The organism is Burkholderia sp. Ax-1719, from assembly GCF_011753055.1.
GTDB lineage: Bacteria > Pseudomonadota > Gammaproteobacteria > Burkholderiales > Burkholderiaceae > Paraburkholderia.
In genome coordinates this window covers 181,540-200,203 of sequence record NZ_VWWJ01000012.1, presented here as the reverse complement: position 1 = coordinate 200,203, position 18,664 = coordinate 181,540, and the positions used below count along the sequence as shown (strand labels likewise).

16 protein-coding genes are annotated in these 18,664 nt (G+C 60.8%); 7 read left to right on the top strand and 9 right to left on the bottom strand.

The window, feature by feature from the left end; translation table 11 throughout:
* Positions 1–5: 5 nt before the first annotated feature.
* Positions 6–1,364, top strand: coding sequence for an MFS transporter (locus F3J17_RS21500; RefSeq protein WP_167063341.1), 1,359 nt, complete (start codon positions 6–8; stop codon positions 1,362–1,364).
* 143 nt (positions 1,365–1,507) lie between these two features.
* Here F3J17_RS21500 and F3J17_RS21495 read toward each other — a convergent pair whose 3' ends face one another.
* Positions 1,508–2,437 carry a CAP domain-containing protein gene (locus F3J17_RS21495; RefSeq protein WP_167063338.1) on the bottom strand — a complete coding sequence of 310 codons (930 nt, stop codon included), beginning with the start codon at positions 2,435–2,437 and terminating at the stop codon, positions 1,508–1,510.
* Here F3J17_RS21495 and F3J17_RS21490 point away from each other — a divergent pair.
* Positions 2,427–2,777 (top strand): hypothetical protein, encoded by a 351-nt coding sequence (locus F3J17_RS21490; protein ID WP_167063335.1) that lies wholly within the window; start codon positions 2,427–2,429, stop codon positions 2,775–2,777. The two genes, F3J17_RS21495 and F3J17_RS21490, sit on opposite strands and share 11 nt — an antisense overlap.
* Positions 2,778–3,012: 235 nt before the next feature.
* On the opposite strand, the gene F3J17_RS21485 is transcribed toward F3J17_RS21490, so the two are convergent.
* From F3J17_RS21485 to F3J17_RS21460, 6 genes are all read right to left on the bottom strand, one after another.
* The gene (locus F3J17_RS21485; RefSeq protein WP_167063332.1) at positions 3,013–3,366 is read right to left on the bottom strand and encodes a DOPA 4,5-dioxygenase family protein; all 354 of its coding nucleotides are present in this window, start codon (positions 3,364–3,366) and stop codon (positions 3,013–3,015) included.
* 206 nt (positions 3,367–3,572) lie between these two features.
* A complete protein-coding gene (ilvA, locus tag F3J17_RS21480; RefSeq protein WP_167063329.1) occupies positions 3,573–5,156 on the bottom strand; it encodes a threonine ammonia-lyase, biosynthetic in 1,584 nt (527 codons plus the stop codon).
* Positions 5,157–5,683: 527 nt separating this feature from the next.
* Entirely contained in the window at positions 5,684–6,757 is a 1,074-nt protein-coding gene (locus tag F3J17_RS21475; RefSeq protein WP_167063326.1) for a ParB/RepB/Spo0J family partition protein, read from the bottom strand.
* Positions 6,747–7,433 carry a ParA family partition ATPase gene (gene parA, locus F3J17_RS21470; RefSeq protein ID WP_167063323.1) on the bottom strand — a complete coding sequence of 229 codons (687 nt, stop codon included), beginning with the start codon at positions 7,431–7,433 and terminating at the stop codon, positions 6,747–6,749. The genes F3J17_RS21475 and parA overlap by 11 nt, the downstream gene beginning before the upstream one ends.
* Positions 7,434–8,441: 1,008 nt before the next feature.
* A complete protein-coding gene (locus F3J17_RS21465; protein WP_167063320.1) occupies positions 8,442–9,818 on the bottom strand; it encodes a replication initiation protein in 1,377 nt (458 codons plus the stop codon).
* Between the two features lie 1,475 nt (positions 9,819–11,293).
* Entirely contained in the window at positions 11,294–11,632 is a 339-nt protein-coding gene (locus F3J17_RS21460) for a DUF4148 domain-containing protein (RefSeq protein WP_167063317.1), read from the bottom strand.
* A 465-nt stretch (positions 11,633–12,097) separates the two neighbouring features.
* Here F3J17_RS21460 and F3J17_RS21455 point away from each other — a divergent pair, with 465 nt between their 5' ends.
* The 5 genes from F3J17_RS21455 to F3J17_RS21435 all read left to right on the top strand — a co-directional run bounded on the left by F3J17_RS21455 (position 12,098) and on the right by F3J17_RS21435 (position 17,439).
* On the top strand, positions 12,098–13,711 hold the full coding sequence (locus F3J17_RS21455; RefSeq protein ID WP_167063314.1) for a HAMP domain-containing sensor histidine kinase: 1,614 nt from the start codon (positions 12,098–12,100) through the stop codon (positions 13,709–13,711).
* Positions 13,708–14,415 (top strand): response regulator transcription factor, encoded by a 708-nt coding sequence (locus F3J17_RS21450; protein WP_167063311.1) that lies wholly within the window; start codon positions 13,708–13,710, stop codon positions 14,413–14,415. Before F3J17_RS21455 ends, F3J17_RS21450 begins: the two co-directional genes overlap by 4 nt.
* A gap of 145 nt (positions 14,416–14,560) precedes the next feature.
* Positions 14,561–15,235: a response regulator transcription factor gene (locus F3J17_RS21445; RefSeq protein ID WP_345891228.1), complete on the top strand. Its 675-nt coding sequence runs from the start codon at positions 14,561–14,563 to the stop codon at positions 15,233–15,235.
* 41 nt (positions 15,236–15,276) lie between these two features.
* Complete coding sequence (locus F3J17_RS21440) at positions 15,277–16,692, top strand: HAMP domain-containing sensor histidine kinase (RefSeq protein ID WP_167063412.1); 1,416 nt, start codon at positions 15,277–15,279, stop codon at positions 16,690–16,692.
* 21 nt (positions 16,693–16,713) lie between these two features.
* Complete coding sequence (locus F3J17_RS21435) at positions 16,714–17,439, top strand: response regulator transcription factor (RefSeq protein ID WP_167063305.1); 726 nt, start codon at positions 16,714–16,716, stop codon at positions 17,437–17,439.
* A gap of 197 nt (positions 17,440–17,636) precedes the next feature.
* On the opposite strand, the gene F3J17_RS21430 is transcribed toward F3J17_RS21435, so the two are convergent.
* Complete coding sequence (locus F3J17_RS21430) at positions 17,637–17,915, bottom strand: DUF4148 domain-containing protein (protein WP_167063302.1); 279 nt, start codon at positions 17,913–17,915, stop codon at positions 17,637–17,639.
* 251 nt (positions 17,916–18,166) lie between these two features.
* Complete coding sequence (locus F3J17_RS21425) at positions 18,167–18,457, bottom strand: hypothetical protein (RefSeq protein ID WP_167063298.1); 291 nt, start codon at positions 18,455–18,457, stop codon at positions 18,167–18,169.
* Positions 18,458–18,664 lie beyond the last annotated feature (207 nt).

Genomic DNA, 18,664 nt, shown 5'->3' with positions numbered 1-18,664 from the left:
CTTTCATGAGCCGCAGTGCCGTCAACGTCCAGACGTTCATCAACGAGCATCCGTTTTCGCCGTTCCAGTGGTTCATCTTTCTGATGTGCTTCGCCATCGTGCTGCTCGACGGGTTCGATACGGCGGCCATCGGTTTCATCGCGCCCTCGCTGCTCGGCGAGTGGGGACTTGCCAAGCCTGCGCTTGCGCCGGTGTTGAGCGCGGCCCTGTTCGGGCTCGCCTTTGGCGCGCTCGCTTCCGGCCCGCTCTCCGACCGGCTGGGCCGCCGCGCCATGCTGCTCGGTTCGGTGCTGGTGTTCGGCGTAGCCTGTTTCGCGTCGGCATTCGCGGACAGCATCGACCATCTGGTCTGGATGCGCTTCATCACGGGCGTGGGTCTGGGCGCGGCCATGCCGAACGCCGTCACGATGATGGGCGAGTACTGCCCCGACAATCGCCGCGCCACCATCATCAATCTGATGTTCTGCGGCTTTCCGCTGGGTGCGGCGTTCGGCGGCTTTCTCGCGGCGTGGATGATTCCCCACTTCGGCTGGCGCAGCGTGTTGCTGCTGGGCGGCGTCACGCCGCTCGTACTGGCGATTCCGCTCGCCCTGCGCATGCCGGAATCGGTGCGCTATATGGTCGCCAACGCCAAACCGGTGGAACGCATCCGCGCCGCGCTCGCGCGTATTTCCGCCGATGCCGCCGCAGCGCAGTCGTTCACCATGACCGAAACCGCGCCTCACGCCGACGGCAAGGGCATTGGCGTGGTGTTGTCGGGCCGCTACCTGGTCGGTTCGCTGATGCTGTGGATCGCGTATTTCATGGGCCTCGTGATCTTCTATGCGTCGATCAACTGGATGCCGTTGCTGCTCAAGGACGCGGGCCTCCCGCCCGCACGCGCGACGCTGATCGCGGCGCTGTTCCCGCTCGGCGGCATCGGCGCGGTGCTGTGCGGCGTGCTGATGGACCGCTTCAACGCCAACCGCATCATCGCCGCCTGTTATGCATTGACGGCGCTGTCCGTCTGGCTGATCGGCCAGGCCGTGGGCAATGTGGGCGCGCTGGTGCTGGTGGTGTTCGCTGCGGGCGTGCTGATGAACACGGCGCAATCGTCGATGCCCGCGCTCGCCGCGGCGTTTTATCCGACCTCGGGCCGCGGCACGGGCGTTGCCTGGATGTTGGGGATCGGGCGTTTTGGCGGGATTGCCGGCTCGTTTCTGGTCGCCGAACTGGCGCGTCGGCATTTTTCGTTCGCGGGCATCTTTGCGACGATCGCCGTGGCGGGTCTGGTCGCGTGCGCGGCGCTGCTCGTGAAACAGGCCGCTCGACCGCACGTCATGGAAGCGTCATCGGATGCGCCCAAGGAGTCGTTCGGACATTGATGATGATGGGCAATCGCGACGATTCGCCGCACTCTGAATAGCGTGCATGGCGCGCAAAGCCCGCACAAAATCCGCACAAAACAAAAGGGGCCGCAGTGTCGACTGCGGCCCCTTTGCATTTCAGCCAGCGATTTATTTGCCGATCAGAACTTCGGCAGCGGACGATTCGTCAGCCCTTGCGTCGAGTTGTGCGCCACGCCCGACGCAGCCGTCGTGAACGTCCAGCCCACATTGATTGCATGCGTCTGGCTCGACGCATCGGTCAGCGTGCCGGTCACGCGCACCGTGTAGGTGGTGCTGGCCGCAAGCGGCGAATACGGTGCGCACAGCGCGGCATTCGACAATTCGCTCGGCGTGGTCTGCGGCGTCTGCGCGAGACACGGAATGTTGGTGCCGTTGGTCGCCGTGATCGTGAAGCTCAAGTTGCTCAGCGTGGAGCCAAACGCGCTCTGGATCGTCACCGGATAACCGACCGTGGTCATCTCGTACTGCGTTGCGCTGGCGAACGGGTTCGGATCTTCATTGGCGAACCAGCTGGTCGGCACGCCCTGCTCGCCCGGATACGGGTAAGCGACGAGCGAGGTGGCCGCGAGCGTATCGGCGCTGGTCGAACCGAAGTCGATGTTGAACGCCTCCCAGTTCGAGTTGGCCATGTAGCCCACGCCCATCGACGTGAAATCGTCGAGCATGACGATGCGGTGGAAGGGCGCGTCGAACAGCGTTTCGACCGGCGACACGCTGTCGCTGAACGCCGCCGGCTGGCCGGCCACGACCACTTCGCCCATCATCGTGAAGCTGCCTTCAGCCTCAATACGCGTTTGCGGATCAGCGCCCGTGAAGCCGGTGTTGCCCGCCGTTTCGGTGTGACCGTAGGCCTGGTTGTCGACGAGATAGGTCGCGTGATCGCTGGAAGCGGTCACCAGTCCGGCATTGCTCGGCAGCGCCGAGAGGCCGACGTTCTTGCGCATCGCGTTGATGTAGGCCGTGCCGTCGGCGCTGGCGTTGCCGCTCGCGCTCGGCAACGCGGTGAGGTTCGAGGCCGGCGTGATCAGGATCGCGCTGTTGGCGGACACGTTGGACTGCGAAGTCGTCGTGGTGGTCGTGGCGGCCTGCGCCGTGTTGCTGCTGCCGTTCGACGAATTGCCGGTCGACGTGCTGCCCGAACTGCCGGACGAGCCGCCACCACCACCGCCGCAAGCTGCGAGCAAGGCGGTTGCGAGCACCGCAACCGCTTCGAATCTGAATTTGGAAAACCGCATATCGTGCCTTGTAAAGGTTCTACGTGAAGCAGCGCCGGCCAATATGCCGCCGCCAGATGCAGGCGCGCCCACCCTTGCTGCTTCGGGTCTTGTCGACCCCAAAATCCGCAAATCGCTTTCAATTCGTCTACAGAAAACGATTGCGCGAAATTGATTGCGCGTCCTGACTAACGGCAATACACAAACGAACTTGAGTTAAAACAGCTGAGGAAAAAACAGGCACGTTTTACCGGTAACACCGGCAAAACGCGCGATTATGCAGGAATGCAAAGGGGGCTGGAACGGATTTTTACACTTCGTTGCAGCGATAATCCGACTGAGGATTGAAGGTCGGATGCGAGGGCTTTCGTCTGACTTTTATTTTGATGTACTTGCTATTTTTTCTGCAATCAAGCGCCGAGTGCAGCGAGATTGAGCGCATACGAATGACCGATCCACACCGCGGCGTCGCGATGATCGCGCAATGCGTCGCCCGTGTTCGGATGCACGAAAACATCGAGCTTGCCGTGATTGACGACAAGCCATGCAAATACGGCGGCAAACCGTTCATTTGTCACAGCAAGCTGATAGGACCACATCGGATGCGGACCCACTGGACGTTCGTGAAAACGACCAATTTCCACGGCGTCGCCCAGCTCCGCCGAGATGGTTTCGCGCAACGCCCAGGCGGTATCACGCGTGTCTGCATCGAAATAAATGTGTGCATGCCAGCTGGCAATGTTGGCGGGATCGGCGAGATTCATGGTGAGTTGTCTTGAAGCGCAGAAAGTGATTTTGAACCGCTATTTTGCCGTGAAATTGAATTTTTCTCCTGGCATCCTGGCTCGATTCAATTGGCTATTTCTTGCCTCGATTGAATAGCATTCCTTTCTAATTTTTCTTTTTGATTTTTTGCTTGAGAGATGTCCCTATCGACGCTGGACATCTCTCATACATCACACGCTCCCGATCACTTCAGGAACAGTCGATACGCCGGATTCTGCGTCTCTTCCCAATGCGGATAACCGAGCGTCGCGAGGAAGCGGCGGAACTCGGCGTCTTCCGCTGCAGGCACCTGAATGCCTACGAGAATCGAGCTATAGTCCGCGCCCTGGTTGCGGTAGTGGAACAGGCTGATGTTCCAGTTCGGCGCCATCGACGAGAGGAAACGCATCAGCGCGCCCGGACGTTCCGGGAACTCGAAGCGGAACAGGCGCTCGTCATGCGCCAGCGGCGAGCGGCCGCCGACCATATAACGGATGTGCTGCTTCGAGAGTTCGTCGCCGGTCAGATCGACGCTCGGGAAGCCGTGCTCCACGAAAGTCGAGGCGATCTGCTGCGATTCGCCGCGGTTGCGGATCTGCACGCCCACAAAAATATGCGCGCGCTCGGCGTCGTCGATGCGGTAGTTGAATTCGGTGACGCTGCGCGTGCCGACCAGTTCGCAGAAGCGCTTGAAGCTGCCGCGCTCTTCGGGAATCGTCACCGCGAAGACCGCTTCACGCGCCTCACCCACTTCGGCGCGTTCGGCCACGAAGCGCATGCGGTCGAAGTTCATGTTCGCGCCCGAGGTGATCGCAATCAGCGTCTTGCCGTCGATGCCTTCGCGTTCGGCGTACTGCTTTGCGCCCGCCACGGCCAGTGCGCCTGCGGGTTCAAGCACGCTGCGCGTGTCCTGGAAGACGTCCTTGATCGCGGCGCAGAGCGCGTCGGTGTCCACCGTGAGTACGTCATCCAGATATTCCTGGCAGAGGCGGAAGGTTTCTTCGCCCACCAGTTTCACAGCCGTGCCGTCCGAGAACAGACCCACTTCGCTCAACTCCACACGCTTGCCCGCCTTGAGCGATTGCGCCATCGCGCACGAATCGTCGGTCTGCACGCCGATCACACGGATATCCGGACGCACTGCCTTGACGTAGGCGGCCACACCGGCAGCCAGACCGCCACCGCCGATCGGCACGAAGATCGCATGGATCGGCGACTGATGCTTGCTGAGGATTTCCATCGCAACCGTGCCCTGACCGGCGATCACGTACGGGTCGTCGAAGGGATGCACGAAGGTCAGGCCGCGTTCTTCCTGAAGGCGCACGGCGTGGGCGTAGGCATCGCTATAGGACTCGCCGGCCTGCACGACCTCGACCGTCGCGCCACCGTGAGCGCGCACAGCATCGACTTTCACTTGCGGCGTGGTCGTGGGCACGCAAATGACCGCCTTCACGCCCAGGCGCGCCGCCGAGAGCGCCACGCCCTGCGCATGATTGCCCGCCGAAGCGGTGATCACGCCACGCTGCAGTTGCTCAGCCGACAGATGCGCCATCTTGTTGTACGCGCCGCGCAGCTTGAACGAGAACACCGGCTGGTTATCTTCGCGCTTGAGGAGAACCGTATTGCGCAAACGCGCCGACAGATTCGGCGCGCGCTCGAGTTCGGTCTCGCGGGCGGCGTCGTAGACGCGGGCGGTGAGCGTCAAGCGGAGATAGTCGGTCTGCTGTGCGGCTTGCGTTTCTGCGCGAGTTTCGGTTTCGGCTGCGGTACGGCTTGATTGGACCTGCATGACGGCTCCTGTGCTGTCTCTTGTAGAGCCCAGGAAGCGGAAACAAAAAACCCGCCTCGTGGGGCGGGTTGTTGTCGCTTCTGCCAGACGTACGCTAACCCACCATTCGATGAATGGTGATAATAATCAGCGTAATCGGACGGAGGCGCGTGTTCATTCCTACAAGCATGGCGTAGCTGACGAGAATTGTCAATTCATACAACATTGCCGAAAATCGTTCTAATAACTACGAATTACATTTCAAATAGTACGATTTTGCAGGCTCTTCGCAAAGAGTTGCCTGATGCTCTCATATAGGGCACGGAAACCTCTACGGAAACGAATGAACCCGTGAAACATTCTAGCTTTCAGCACGGAAGTCATTGATTCAACGAGATTTTATCGTTCTCCCGTTCTCCGCGGCGATGTTTCACGGTTTCGACCCCAGCCCCTCCTCCGCTCGCCGCAGTGTCCCACGCGGGCGAAAAAGCAAGGGCAGGCGCCCGGACGAGCCCTGCCCTCTTCGCTGCGACTAGCGCTTCTGCGCACTAGTTTGCCGACGTTGTTTCCATCTCAGCAGCCCACTCGTCAATCACAGCTTTCATGCGCTCGGCCAGACGCTGCTGATCGGCTGCAGCAATACCCTTCAGATTCAATTCAGCGCGGCCGTCGCCGAAAAGTTTCAGTTCCCCGAGCGCAACGCCATCCGGACGATTGAATTGAACGCGCGACTGGTAATGCGTGCGACGCGGGCCGATGCGGCGAGCACCGGCTTCAGCCGACGCAGCGGCTTCGAGCTTACGCACGCTCGCCTTCCCTTCGATCACCTGTTCGAGCCAGTGTTCGGCGACGGTCGCGCCAGCGCGATCGAAAATCAACTTGATGTTGTAGGCGTGACCGAGGCCGACGTCCTTGCGGTTCTGCGCCATCCGTTGCAGAAGATACGGCGGCAGCGAAGTCAGCGAAATCACCTTGCTGATGTGCTTAGGATCTTCGCTCACGGCGACGCCCAGTTCGACCTGATCTACGTACACGCCATCGTCGAGGAGCTTTTTCCACGCAAGCGCGTCGTCGAACACCGTCTGCTCTTCGCGCTCCTTGTTCGCATGGTAAGCGCGCAGATAGAGGTTCTGATTATCGAGGCCGTCGCGGACATCGGCATCGATATGCTTATCGCCGCGCGAGCGCGCCGCTCGAATACGACGCTCGCCATCGACGATCACATACTTGCCGGGAAATTCCGCGAGCCGGGTCACGAGAATCGGCGTGATCTGGCCTTGCTTGTCGAAGCTGTCGGCGAGCTCGTCGATCGTTTCCGCGCTATAGAACGCACGCGGGTTATACGGATTCGAGACAACGTCTTCAACCGGAATACGCGCGACGGCGTGAGTCGTTGCGCTGGCCGGCGCAACAGACGCAACCGGTGCGATCGATGCAACAGGTGCAATGGGCGCTGATTCAACCGGCACGGCGGCAGGCGCAACTTCAGCCAGCGTGACCACGGCTGCATCTCGCTGCGCAATACCGACTACGTCGCCATCGGCGAGTCTCTCTTCCGCCGAGGCGCGCTCGACGGCCATGCCCGCGCGAACCTTGCTGGTGAAATTCAGCTTAGTTGCCATCGACGACCTCCTCCTCTTCCTGCACGAGCGCGATGATTTCGTTGTAGACCGCTGCGATTTCGTCCTTGGCCACCTTCACGCCACGCACGCCTTTAACGTCGAAGACGGTCCGACCGAGCGCTGCAGCCTGGCGATACAGCTCGCGTTGCTTCACCGTCGAAGCCAGCACGCGTACATTACTTTCCGCCAGGATCGCACTCATTTGCGTGTGCAGCAATGTCTTCGAATTAGACTTATTCAGCAAAATTGCGAATTTTCCAGCGGGATTTGCAACACGCGTGCGCTCGACCAGTTCCATCATTCCTTCGCTACTCCAGATATCGATTGGAGACGCGTCGGTTGGGATAACGGTGGCATCGGCGACGGCGAGAACACGCGCCGTTGTGAGGTCATTGATATTCGGCGGGCAATCGACAATCACGACATCGTAGTCGTTCGCCAAGGCAGCGATTTCCGGACCAATCATCTTTTCCAGCTTATTGATGCTGCCAACCCGGAACGGCAAGGGCGTTTCCGGTCCAGCGGCGGCGCACCAGCTCATGCACGATTGCTGACCGTCGGCATCGGCGACATAGACCTTATAGCCTTCGGACTGAAACGCACCGGCCAGATTCATGCTGGTGGTCGTCTTGCCTACCCCGCCCTTTTGGTTCGCTACAGCGATGACCAGTCCCATTCGGTTCTCCATGCAGTGTTCAACGGTGGAGAAATCTTCACGCGCACTCTCCACGTGGAGACCCTCCATTGAGTCAACTGGCAGTCTAGCGTCTAGTTAAAGTAAATTCTAGCTTTAGCGCTGAAATCGTTGCTGGTTGACCACCAAATAGCCATTTGGCTAGGGGAAACCGCGAACTTAATGAGGGTGCGGGAAGCCAAGGAGCGGTTTTCGCATCTATCTTTCCACGTCACTCTTCACGTGGAGAATCCATCTAGTCGCATTGGGATCTGCTACCCCTCCCCTCTTCGCTCTTTTTCTGGCAGATGAATAGCAGGTTTGACTGAAAGCGGAATAGTTGCGAGCGCGATGATACTTTTGGCTACAGCGATCTACCTATCGTCTCCACGTGGAGAGTTGCAAGATCGGCGAAATATTCATGGAACGGCAAAGGCAATCGTAGTGATTTATTCCTGGATCGAACGGCAGAGTGATCATTCAACGAGTCAGTTTAGGAGGCGGATTGAGTCAGACACTCTCCACGTGGAGAGTGTCTGTATCACGTCATCACTAAACCAGTGACGGTTGTTTTGGCTGAATTGTGAAGCGCTGTGCAGGGAATCTCCACGTGAAGACGTCGAGCAATCGATTCGTCTCCGCCTATCACCGCAGAATCGGACAGACGATCCCAGCTGCCAGCTGAATGCCGATTACTCAGGAAGCAAGCAGGAGTCGGAGTGAGTTCAGCACACCGCGCACACATCCAAATATCGATGCCCTCAGCGCGAAAAACCATCCGCGCGGAACAGGATCACGACAATCTCCACGTGGAGATCCCCATCAACCAACAGAACACGAAAGAAGGAACCGAACCGTAGCTCGCATTGAAGCGAGTCAGGGAAGAAGACATCGGGAGAGTGCCAAACTTCACAAACCTAGCACCATCCCGAAGAATGCAGAAAATAGATAAAGCGAAATTTACCTATGTTTTTATAATCGGCAAATTTCGCTAGAAGGGCGTTTCGCGCTTTATTCTTCGCGCGACTTGAACGCCAGTTCGACGTCCCCTACCGCTCCTTGCGCATCGCCTGCGGGCGCCTGCTGTCCACTCAGCAGAAACTCGAGCAGGTCGGCGGCCGTCGGTTGTCCCCAGGTGTCCAGCACGACCCAACGGAAGAAGTTCGTCGAGGCCATCTTGCTCGGCACCTTCGAAGTCGACACCTTGAGCTTGTCCATGCCGACCGTCTCGTTGTAGCGCTTGATGAGCGCCGTCTGGTCGTCGTATTCGAGTTCGTTGAAATACGAGCGCGCCTCGGCGATCTTCGCGGCGATGTAACGGTCCTGCACCTGATCCTGACTTTCGCGCGCCTTGCCCGCATCGGCATTCGCACTGGCCGCGGCAGTTGCGCCGGGCAGTTGATAGCCCTGCATAAGCGCCTTGCGGAAATACGCCGCGACATTCGCGAGCGGCGCGGCGTTCTTTTGCGCGACGCGCGCGGCCGTGTAGGCCACCGCGATACGGATCTTTTCGTCGCCATATTGCTTGAGCAGGCGCCGCGCTTCCGAGACCGGAATACTGAACTTCGCCATCTCGCCAATCAGCAAGGTGTCGTTGGCGCGCATTTCCTGCGACGGATCCGTTTCAGGCTTACGGGTAACGCGGAACTGCAAGGCCACCACCGACCGCCCGACCTTGTGCTCGATCAGCTCGAAGTTGTGATCCGAGATCTCGTTGACTTCCTTGATACAGGGCACCAGCACGCGGCTCTTGAACTGCTTGTACAACTTGTACGACTGCGCCGAGGTGTCCTGCCCGAGAATCAGGTCGCGCAGCGTCGCCAGCGGAAAGCGCGCCGTCACGCCAACCGCTTCATAGCGGACGACGTTTTCCCACAGCGCGAGCGAGTGCGCCTTTCTGAATTGACGCGTGATCCGCATGTCGATCATCGCGTAGATTTCAGGGTTCAGCAGTTCACCGCGAATCTGTTCGGAGAACGTGTATCGCAGCACCGATCGTTCGAGTTCGGCGCCCGCGAGCAGACCCGAAGCCTTCCAGATACTGCGCTTATCCTGCGTGAGGTAGTCCCAGTTAACGACCGTGCTGATGAGCGAGTTGATCGTTTCCTTGACGTACTCAGTGTTGTTGCTGTTCAGATCGACGTCCTGCGAGAGGGCGGAAATCGTGATCTCGAACGACGAGCGACCTTGCTCGAGCGAATCCTGGCGGATCGCGTTCTTGATCAGGGAGCTGAACATCTTGCGTTGCTGAAGGCTGATCGATCCGGATTTCGGCGCGATGTGAATCGCGGGAACCGCTTTGCGGAACAGATCGGGGGGCTGGCCTTGCTGGAATACGAGTGCGCCTTGCTTGTCGGCGTCGCCGGCGTCGGCCTTTTTTCTTGCCATATGACCCACGTAAAAGGAAACCTGGTCGGTTGGTAACTGTATACCAAGCGACCAGGTGACTCAAGCGTGCCGATATGTCAGTGCGCGGGCGCGACACCAACAGCCAGAAGATTGACAGGCGAAGCCGCCGTGGCTGGCTCGCACAGCGGGAGCAGGGCGCCCATCCACGACATGACGCTTGCCAAAGCAGCCCATAACGCGTGACCTTTAGCCCGCGCCGCCGCTAAAAATCACCCATAACTGGTCACCTTTAGCCACTTATGTGAGCACTCACTCACACTATAGTTACCCACAGGTACCCGCCTATGGGATTTATTGCCGATCTGGGCGCTTCACGCATCCCATCGCCTGAAGCCCCAAAATCCTCCCATGCGCGGTGACCTTGAGGTGATCCCATAAATGGAAACCTTTAATCGCCCGGTTTCAAGGGGGTTTCAGGAAGCATGTACCGATAGACCACCATAGCCAGTTACCTTTGAGGCTCCCCATAACTTGTTACCCAGCAAACTGCCGATGTCCGCGTATCAAGTCTTCGCGTGAAGTCGCCTCGACCGGGCTGGCCGGCTACCTCCGGCATGTGATGAGCAGAGCCACCATAAGACGTTACCTACGTTATTCCCCATAACGGGTTACCACTGAAGGCAAAAATCATCGCGGATCGACCTCAAACAGGCTTTCCAGAACCCATAATCCGCTACCTACAGGGCTTCCCATAACCGGGAACCTCAGGCCATTTCGGCAATTTTTCCCATACCGGGCGACCTTTTTCCCATATCCACAGCCCCAGGTCCCCATCTACGGGTACCGAAATCCCATATCCACAGCCTCGGGCTCCCATACCCGGTACCTGAAGCCCCATAAGACGTCACCAAATCGGCCGCAAACCCTTGTCCAGCAAGGCTTCCAGCCTCCTAAAGGTTTACTAAAGGTTCTAAAGCGTATTTGGTAAACACTCAAACTACGCGTCCGGCAAGAAAGAGGTCTCCCAAAACCGGGACCCTAATGGATGTAAGTGGTCACCAACATGCCGTATCCCATGAGTGGTGACCTAAAGGGTAATCCACGCGCATGTGGCTCCCACTACGAGCTACCTATAGCGAAATACCCAGGAAATCACATTGAGTTAACGCGCTAAGCTTCTGATTTTTATACATTGAGCGCTATATGGTCACAAAATATGGGAGAAACTAATGTGACATAGGTATCCGGCTATGGGACCGCCGATCGACCTGCAAAACAGGCGTGGCGCTTCAGACACCTGGCGTCAGGTAACCTCAAATCCGTCTGAACACCACTTCTGGACGCCGTGCAGAGGTTGAATTCAAGGGCTTGGGGTAAACCCAGGAAAGGTCACCGGTTCCCATATCGCGTTACCCACGAAAGGTCACCGGAAATGGGAAACCGGCAAATCATGCTCACGAAGGTGCACCGCAACACCTATCTGCGGTGACCTTGCGAAGCTAGCGAAGCGGGCATTAATGGATCTGATTTCCGGCCTGAACCGTGGCCTGCATACCAGGCGCCACGGTTGCCGCGGTCTGATGGGCGAGGCAATCATGCTGATAAAGCGTGCCCAGACGCTGCTGGGCGGCTTCCAGGTCGGACGGGTAATCGTTGTCCACCGCATGCTCGACGTAACCCACCTTGGACAGATCCTTGAGTTCCTGCATGAGTTCGCCATGCGTGACCTCGTGTGCGGGTTTCACGAAGGGATAACTGTGGCAGGCGTGCTGCGACAGATGCGGCCCGGCGAACGCGCTAGCGCTCGCAGCGCCGAAGAGTGGAATCCATACCAACCTGAGCCAACGCTTCATGGTGATCTCCGATTTATTCTGGACCCACAGCGGATCCATCGATGAATGAAGAGCCGGCGTAGCGACCGGCTCGCGGCGGGCGTGTCCTCAGTCATCACGAACGCAGGCACGCCATCGGAGATCGAGAATAAGCATGCTGTCGATGCGCGAAACGCTCACCAGCATGAAAGAACCTTCATAGAAACCGCGGATCGATGCCGCTGCATCCATCCAGGACGCCCGCCTCGCGTCATCCCGAATTGACAAACTGTCAGGTTCGCGTCAACCGACGGTAAGAACATGACCCGCTCTTCATCGCCGTGATGCCGTTTGGGCAGACGCCCACCCCTATCATGGCCGGGCACGCGCGCAATCATGGCGCTCATCCGTCCAACGAGGAAACGCATCGAGGAAGGTCATCGAGGAAACCATGTCAGTCAGCGAAACCGCCACGCAGTTGCGCGAGCACCCGGCTCGAGGCACGCCATGAATTTGCCCGGCTGGGTCGCCGGTCGCCTGGGGGCTTTCGTGCCGGACGCGGCGGAAGCCGCCGAGGCAAGCGAAGCGCATGCGTCGCGCGACGCCGGACTGGCTCGTATCCCGTCCGGCGGCCTTGGCCACGAGCGCTGGAAGACCACGACCTTCCGCTGGTTCGCCGCCTACGCCGCGGTGTTCTCGGTGTCCTTTATGGTGCTGCTCGGCTTCATCGAATATTCGGTGACCCACGCGATGCTGCGCGAGACCGATAGCGGCCTGCGCTGGCAACTGCGCTATTTCGATTCGCGTGACGATGCGACGCTCGGCGCCGCCATCAATGCCCGCCTGCACCGCGAAAACCGCCAGCAGAACTTCTACGGCCTATTTAGCGCCGACGGCCACTGGCTGGCCGGTGACATCCACACGCTGCCCCCAGGCCTCGCGCTCGACCCCTGGGGCCGCTCGCACGAGCGCGCAAGCGGCCAGACGCTGCTCATCGATACCGGCGTCACGCCCGCTTCCCGGACGGGACTGCGTGCGATGGGCGAAATCCGCGCCGATGGCTCGCGCCTCGTCGTGGCGCGCACGCTCTCGGACGTGCGCCACGTTCACGGCGAACTGCTCAAGGCGTTGTTCGGCGGCGGCCTGCTGTGCCTGTGCGGCAGTCTGTGCGCGGGACTGCTGCTGAGCATGCGGCAGATCCGCCGCGTCGCCCAGATCCGGCGTGCGACCGCACGCATTGCCGACGGCGAACTCGGCGAGCGTCTGCCCGTGGTCGGTCGCGACGAACTCGACATGCTGGCCGATCTGGTCAACCGCATGCTCGATGAAGTGGAACGCCTGATTGGCGAGGTCAAGAGCGCCTGCGACGGCATCGCCCACGACCTGCGCACGCCGCTTACGCGGCTGCGCCTGCGTCTCTCGCACGCCGCCGACACCCTGCAGCGGCGCGGCGAGCCCGCCGTGGCCGGCCTGATCGAGAGCGCGCGTGACGAGGCCGACACGGTCCTCGAACGCTTTTCCGCGCTGCTGCGCATCTCGGAGATCGGCGCGATCAAGCGGCGCAGCGCGTTCGCGCAGGTCGCGCTGCCCGATCTGGTGGCCGAACTGTGCGACCTCTACGCCCCGCTCGCGGAAGACCGGCAGATCGACCTGCGCATCGATCAAGGCTTCGACCCGAGCGGGCAGCCGCTCGAACCCGCCCCGATCCACGCCGACCGCGCGCTGCTGTTCGAAGCCTTCAGTAACCTGCTCGACAACGCCATCAAGTTCGCCCCGCAAGGCGGCCTGGTACGTGTTGCGCTCCACACGACGCCGCTGGGCGCGCAGTTCAGCGTCACGGACAACGGCCCAGGCATCGCGCCTGAGGAGCGCAGCGCGGTGCTGGGACGCTACTACCGCAGCGACGCGGCCCGCCATATACCCGGCACGGGGCTCGGGCTTGGCATCGTCGCGGCGGTGCTGCGGCTGCACGACTTCCGTCTTGCGATCAGCGACGCCAAAGCCAACGCCAAAGCCAACACCCAGGCCGACGTCGACAACCCCATAACAATCACCACGGGCACCACGGTCACCATCGACTGCTGGTCTTCACACGCCCGGACTACCACGCGCTATCAATGAGAGTTCTGCTGTGCTCCTCCTCCGACGCGGAGCGGAGCTATCTATACAAGGCGCTGAGCGAAAGCCTCAATAGCGTCGAGGTTGCCGACAACCTCTACTACGCCGTCTACCTCGCCTCGCACGAATCGTTCGACACCGTGATCCTGTGCGCGAGCGGCGCGCACGCGCACGACGGCCTGAGCGAGGCGCTTGCCTCCTTCACGCGCCTGCCCGAGGCGCCCGCCGTCGTGATCGCGCTCACGCGTGCGACGCCCGCCGACTGCGCGCGCCTCTTGCGCGCCGGCGCGGACGCCTGCTTCGTGCAGCCCTGGTCGGTGCTCGAAATCCAGGAACGCATGCTCGCCCTGCGCCGCACCGCGCTCGCCCAGGCCGGCCCTACCCTCGCGCGACTGGACCCGCTCACGCGCGACCTGGTCGAAGAAGACCGGCGTATCTCGCTCACCACGCGCGAGTACCTGCTGGTCGAATGCCTGCTGCGCCACGCCAACGCGCCCGTCGCGCGCGAGCAGTTGATCCGCTACGCGTGGCCCGAGAAAGGCGATGTCGAACCGTCCAGCGTGAACCTCGTGGTCTCGCGCCTGCGCCGCAAGTTCATCACCCACGGCGCGCGTACGCAGATCGAGACGATTAACCGCTATGGTTACCAGCTCGACCTGCGCGCGGAACCGTCAGGGCCGCCTGGAACGCCCGGAGCCCGACCGTAAGCCCTTTGCAAGTGTGTGAGGCATTTGCAAACCTAAAATTAATTTCATGAAAGCTGGCGCGGCACAGCGGCCTCACGACGGTAAACTTGCACTTCGAGAGAGGCCGGGCAGGTGACGCGCGGCGGAGTGCGAGGAAATGAGTCAGGTGCGCGTATTGACGGTGGAAGACGATGCCGTCACAGCCAATGAAATTGTCAATGAACTAACGCAGCGCGGTTTCGTGGTCGACTGGGTCGACAACGGCCGCGACGGCATGGCGCGCGCCATGAGCGACGAGTACGACGCCATTACGCTCGACCGGATGTTGCCGGGCGTCGACGGTCTGTCGATTCTCACTGCGATGCGTACCGTCGGCATCCAGACGCCGGTGCTGATGCTCAGTGCGCTGGGCGACGTCGACGAGCGCGTGCGCGGCCTGCGCGCAGGCGGCGACGACTACCTCACCAAACCCTTCGATCCCGAAGAGCTGACCGCGCGCCTCGAAGTGCTGCTGCGCCGCCGCCAGGCTGCGACGGTTGCGCGCGAAACGGCGCTGCACGTCGGTCCGCTCGAACTCGATCTCATCTCGCGCAAGGTGCGCCGCGACGGCGAAGAAGTCGCGCTCTTGCCCACCGAATACCGCGTGCTCGAATTCATGATGCGCCATGCGGGCAAGACCATTACGCGCACCATGCTGTTCGAAGCCGTCTGGGGCTACCATTTCGATCCGGGCACCAACCTGATCGACGTGCATATGGGCCGCCTGCGCAAGAAGATCGATCCGCCGGGTGTGCCGCCGCTGATCCAGACAGTGCGCGGCTCCGGCTACATTCTTGGATAAACCGCGTGTCGAGCCGTCCGTCTTCCTCCGCCGCGCCCAATGTGTTGAGCGCGCCCGCGCTGCCGCGCCGCCGCTGGCATACCACCACGTTTCGCTGGCTATGCGCCTACACAGCGCTGTTCGGCGTAGTCCTGACGCTGCTTGTGGGCTTTATCGCATGGAGCGCCAGCCGCTCGATCGAGCGCGATACCGATTCGATCATGAGCTGGCAGCTCATCTACTTCGATTCGATTCCCGACGCCCAACTGCCCGACGCGATCTATCAGCGCCTTGAGCATGAACGCATGCACGTGAACTACTACGGCGTGTTCACGGCGGATGGCAAATACGTGGCGGGCGATCTGCTCGAAGCGCCCTCCAGCATCACCTACGATCGCGTGGGCTGCACCTTGCGGCATACGCTCACGCTGCGCGACCGCGTGCAATCGCCGATCGTGCGCGCAATGGGCGAAGTGCGGCCCAACGGCATGCATCTCGTGGTCGCGCGCGACATGACCAATGTGCTGGAAATCCGCGAGTTCATGGTGCGCACGCTGGTGATCGGCGCGGTGCTCGCGCTGCTGGCGGCGGCCACGGGCGGCTTTGCGCTCGGCTTGCGGCAGATTCGCCGCGTGCGTGAATTCCGCCGTGTGACCCAATGCATCGCGCGCGGCGACCTGGACCAGCGCCTGCCGGTGGGCGGCGACGACGAACTCGACATGCTCGCGCATCTCGTGAACCACATGCTCGATGAAGTCGAGCGCTTGATGGGCGAAGTCAAGGGCGCATGCGATGGCATTGCGCACGACCTGCGCACGCCGCTCGTGCATCTGCACACACTGCTCGCGCGCATCGCCGAGCGCGAGAGCCTGCGCGCCGACGCCGAAGGCGCCGACATGATGGAGCGCGCGCGCACCGAAACCGGCCAGCTGCTCGAACGTTTTCGCGCGATGCTGCGCATCTCCGAGATCGGCACCTTGCATCGGCGTGGTGGTTTCGCGACCGTCGATCTGCGCGAGCTGGTCGATGAACTCGCCGAGCTTTACGAGCCGCTTGCGGAAAGCCGCGAGATCGACTGGCGCGTGCAGACTGAAGCCGTGAGCGAAATTCACGGCGACCGCGCGCTGCTGTTCGAAGCCTTCAGCAACCTTATCGACAATGCGATCAAGTTCGCGCCGCAAGGCGGCATCGTCAGCGTGACGCTGAGCGCGACGCCTCTCGGGCCTTTGCTCGCCGTTGCCGATAACGGCCTGGGCATCGCGCCCGCCGAGCGCGCCGCCGTGCTCCAGCGCTTTTATCGTGGCGACGCCGTGCGGCATATCGCAGGGTCCGGGCTGGGCCTGAGCGTGGTCGCGGCCGTGATGCGCGTGCACGACTTCACGCTGCAGATCGACGATGCGCCTGATATTGCCGCCGCCGGCAGCATCGGCCCCGGCGTACGCATGAGCGTGCAATGCTGGCCGCGCGCGCTCACCTGATGTAACACGTACACCTATCCCATGCGCATTCTCCTCATCTCGCCGTGCCATGCCGAAGGCGCCTGGCTGCAAAAGGCCCTGCAGGAAAGCGCTCATAGCCTGCAACGCGCGGAAGAACTACGCGACGGTCTCTATATCGCGGGCGAAGAATCGTTCGATGCGGTCATTGCCGTGGCGCTCGACGGCGCGATGCTGCCCGAGTTGCTCACGCTCCTCCCCCGCTTCGCCCAGGCGACCAACGGTGCGACCATCATCGCCGTGCTCGGCATCGAGGCGAGTGCCCAGGCGCGCTCGCAATTGCTGCGCGCAGGCGCTGACGCGTGCTTTCGCTACCCGTTCTCGTTCATCGAAATGCATGAGCGCATGCTCGCGCTGCTGCGCACGGGCGCTGCGCCGGTCACGCACACGACGCTGGGCGCGCTGGGTCCGCAGACGCTCGCCGATAGCGACGCCATTGCGCCGCTGCTCGACGCGAGCACGCGCGAGATCGTCGAAGGCGCGCGCCGCGCCGAACTCACGCGCCGCGAATATCTGCTGGTCGAATGCCTGCTGCGCCAGCCGAACATGCCCGTGCCGCGCGATCAGATGATCCGCTATGCGTGGCCCGAGAAAGACGATATCGATCCATCGACGGTGAACCTCGTGGTCTCGCGGCTGCGTCGCAAGCTCGAACGAGAGGCCATCGAAGTGCGCATCGAAACCATCAGCCGATACGGCTATCAACTCACGCTGCCTAAATCCGCGTGACAGCGTCGGATACCCTCAAACGCATCGCCTGAACCAAAGGTAACCGCCTATGGGATCTCAGGTCACATGCGACTCAGCACCCGTGTACCTGTCGCGCAAAAAGCAAAGCGGCACGCCTGAGCGTGCCGCTTTCGCATGGACCTGAATCGTGCAGCGTGCGTCGCGCGAGAAACGCAACAAGCCTGCAAAACAAGGGCTTAATGCGCGTAGAGCGTGGAATTCAGATATGCGAGCTGACCATCCTGCTCGGCTTGCACGAGTTCATGGTAGACCTCGGCGCGCGTCTTCTGATGCACCGGTTGACCATAAGGCGGTACCCAACCGCCGTTGTCGTTGTTGAATGCGGTGGCCGTGTTGTTCATTGCGACCTGGGTCGACGTGGCCGGCTGGCTGGTCTGCGACGGCGCGGTCTGGGCGAAAGCGGACGTGGTGACGATTGCGCCGGCGAATGCAGCGACGAGCATGAGCGACTTCATGGAACTATCCTCCAGAGAACGTATTCGTTGACCGGTTTGTGAATGCGGTAGATCGCATCCCGGTGACGAGAGAATAGTTAGGTCAGCCTATCGAACCCGATGCAGGATCATGAAGAAGTGTTTATCCAGACGCGAGGAATCGTTGAAAGAGTTGGCGCAATGGCCTTAAGGCGACGGTCGGGGCGGGCGCGCGATCGTCGCCCCGAGTCGTGGTGTGCGGTGTGAAACGTGAAGCGCGCGCTAAAGCGTTTTCAGGCGAACGCAACCTGTGCAAGAAACGTTGCGAAGTAGTCGTCATCCAGCCAACCGGAAACATGGCTGGAGGCTTCGATGCGGTTAATTTCGCTCTGACCCTTAACGGTCAGCGTGGCAATCTGCAAGGGGGGAAGGTAACGCGTGCTGGGAGGCGGTTTCTGATCCACGATCTGGATCAGACCTTGCGAGCGAAGCGCCGTAAAAATGGCCGGACGCTTGTGCCAGGGGATCTGTCGATGCAAGGCAAGTCGAAGAGCTTCGAGTACAGCGCCATTGTTGAATTCCATGAGCATCCTTCTGATGTTCGACCGAAACGTTCTGCTGGCTCTGAACACCCACGGTATCACATTGAACGGTCTGTTCGATGACAGGGAAACTAATGGACAGGAAAGGCCGCGGCGCGTACCCGCCAGGCGGGCACTTAGTCCTCACGCTGATTTCAATCGGAAAACTCCATCGTTAGGCTTTGGCGGCGCGCTTCGTAGAATCGGTTG

What these genes read in the sequence shown, in the direction of transcription:
- F3J17_RS21455 (WP_167063314.1), top strand. Translation starts at nt 12,098, where the DNA reads ATGAATTTGCCCGGCTGGGTCGCCGGTCGCCTGGGGGCTTTCGTGCCG.
- F3J17_RS21465 (WP_167063320.1), bottom strand. Translation starts at nt 9,818, where the DNA reads ATGGCAAGAAAAAAGGCCGACGCCGGCGACGCCGACAAGCAAGGCGCA.
- F3J17_RS21460 (WP_167063317.1), bottom strand. Translation starts at nt 11,632, where the DNA reads ATGAAGCGTTGGCTCAGGTTGGTATGGATTCCACTCTTCGGCGCTGCG.
- parA (WP_167063323.1), bottom strand. Translation starts at nt 7,433, where the DNA reads ATGGGACTGGTCATCGCTGTAGCGAACCAAAAGGGCGGGGTAGGCAAG.
- F3J17_RS21430 (WP_167063302.1), bottom strand. Translation starts at nt 17,915, where the DNA reads ATGAAGTCGCTCATGCTCGTCGCTGCATTCGCCGGCGCAATCGTCACC.
- F3J17_RS21485 (WP_167063332.1), bottom strand. Translation starts at nt 3,366, where the DNA reads ATGAATCTCGCCGATCCCGCCAACATTGCCAGCTGGCATGCACACATT.
- F3J17_RS21500 (WP_167063341.1), top strand. Translation starts at nt 6, where the DNA reads ATGAGCCGCAGTGCCGTCAACGTCCAGACGTTCATCAACGAGCATCCG.
- ilvA (WP_167063329.1), bottom strand. Translation starts at nt 5,156, where the DNA reads ATGCAGGTCCAATCAAGCCGTACCGCAGCCGAAACCGAAACTCGCGCA.
- F3J17_RS21475 (WP_167063326.1), bottom strand. Translation starts at nt 6,757, where the DNA reads ATGGCAACTAAGCTGAATTTCACCAGCAAGGTTCGCGCGGGCATGGCC.
- F3J17_RS21425 (WP_167063298.1), bottom strand. Translation starts at nt 18,457, where the DNA reads ATGGAATTCAACAATGGCGCTGTACTCGAAGCTCTTCGACTTGCCTTG.
- F3J17_RS21435 (WP_167063305.1), top strand. Translation starts at nt 16,714, where the DNA reads ATGCGCATTCTCCTCATCTCGCCGTGCCATGCCGAAGGCGCCTGGCTG.
- F3J17_RS21450 (WP_167063311.1), top strand. Translation starts at nt 13,708, where the DNA reads ATGAGAGTTCTGCTGTGCTCCTCCTCCGACGCGGAGCGGAGCTATCTA.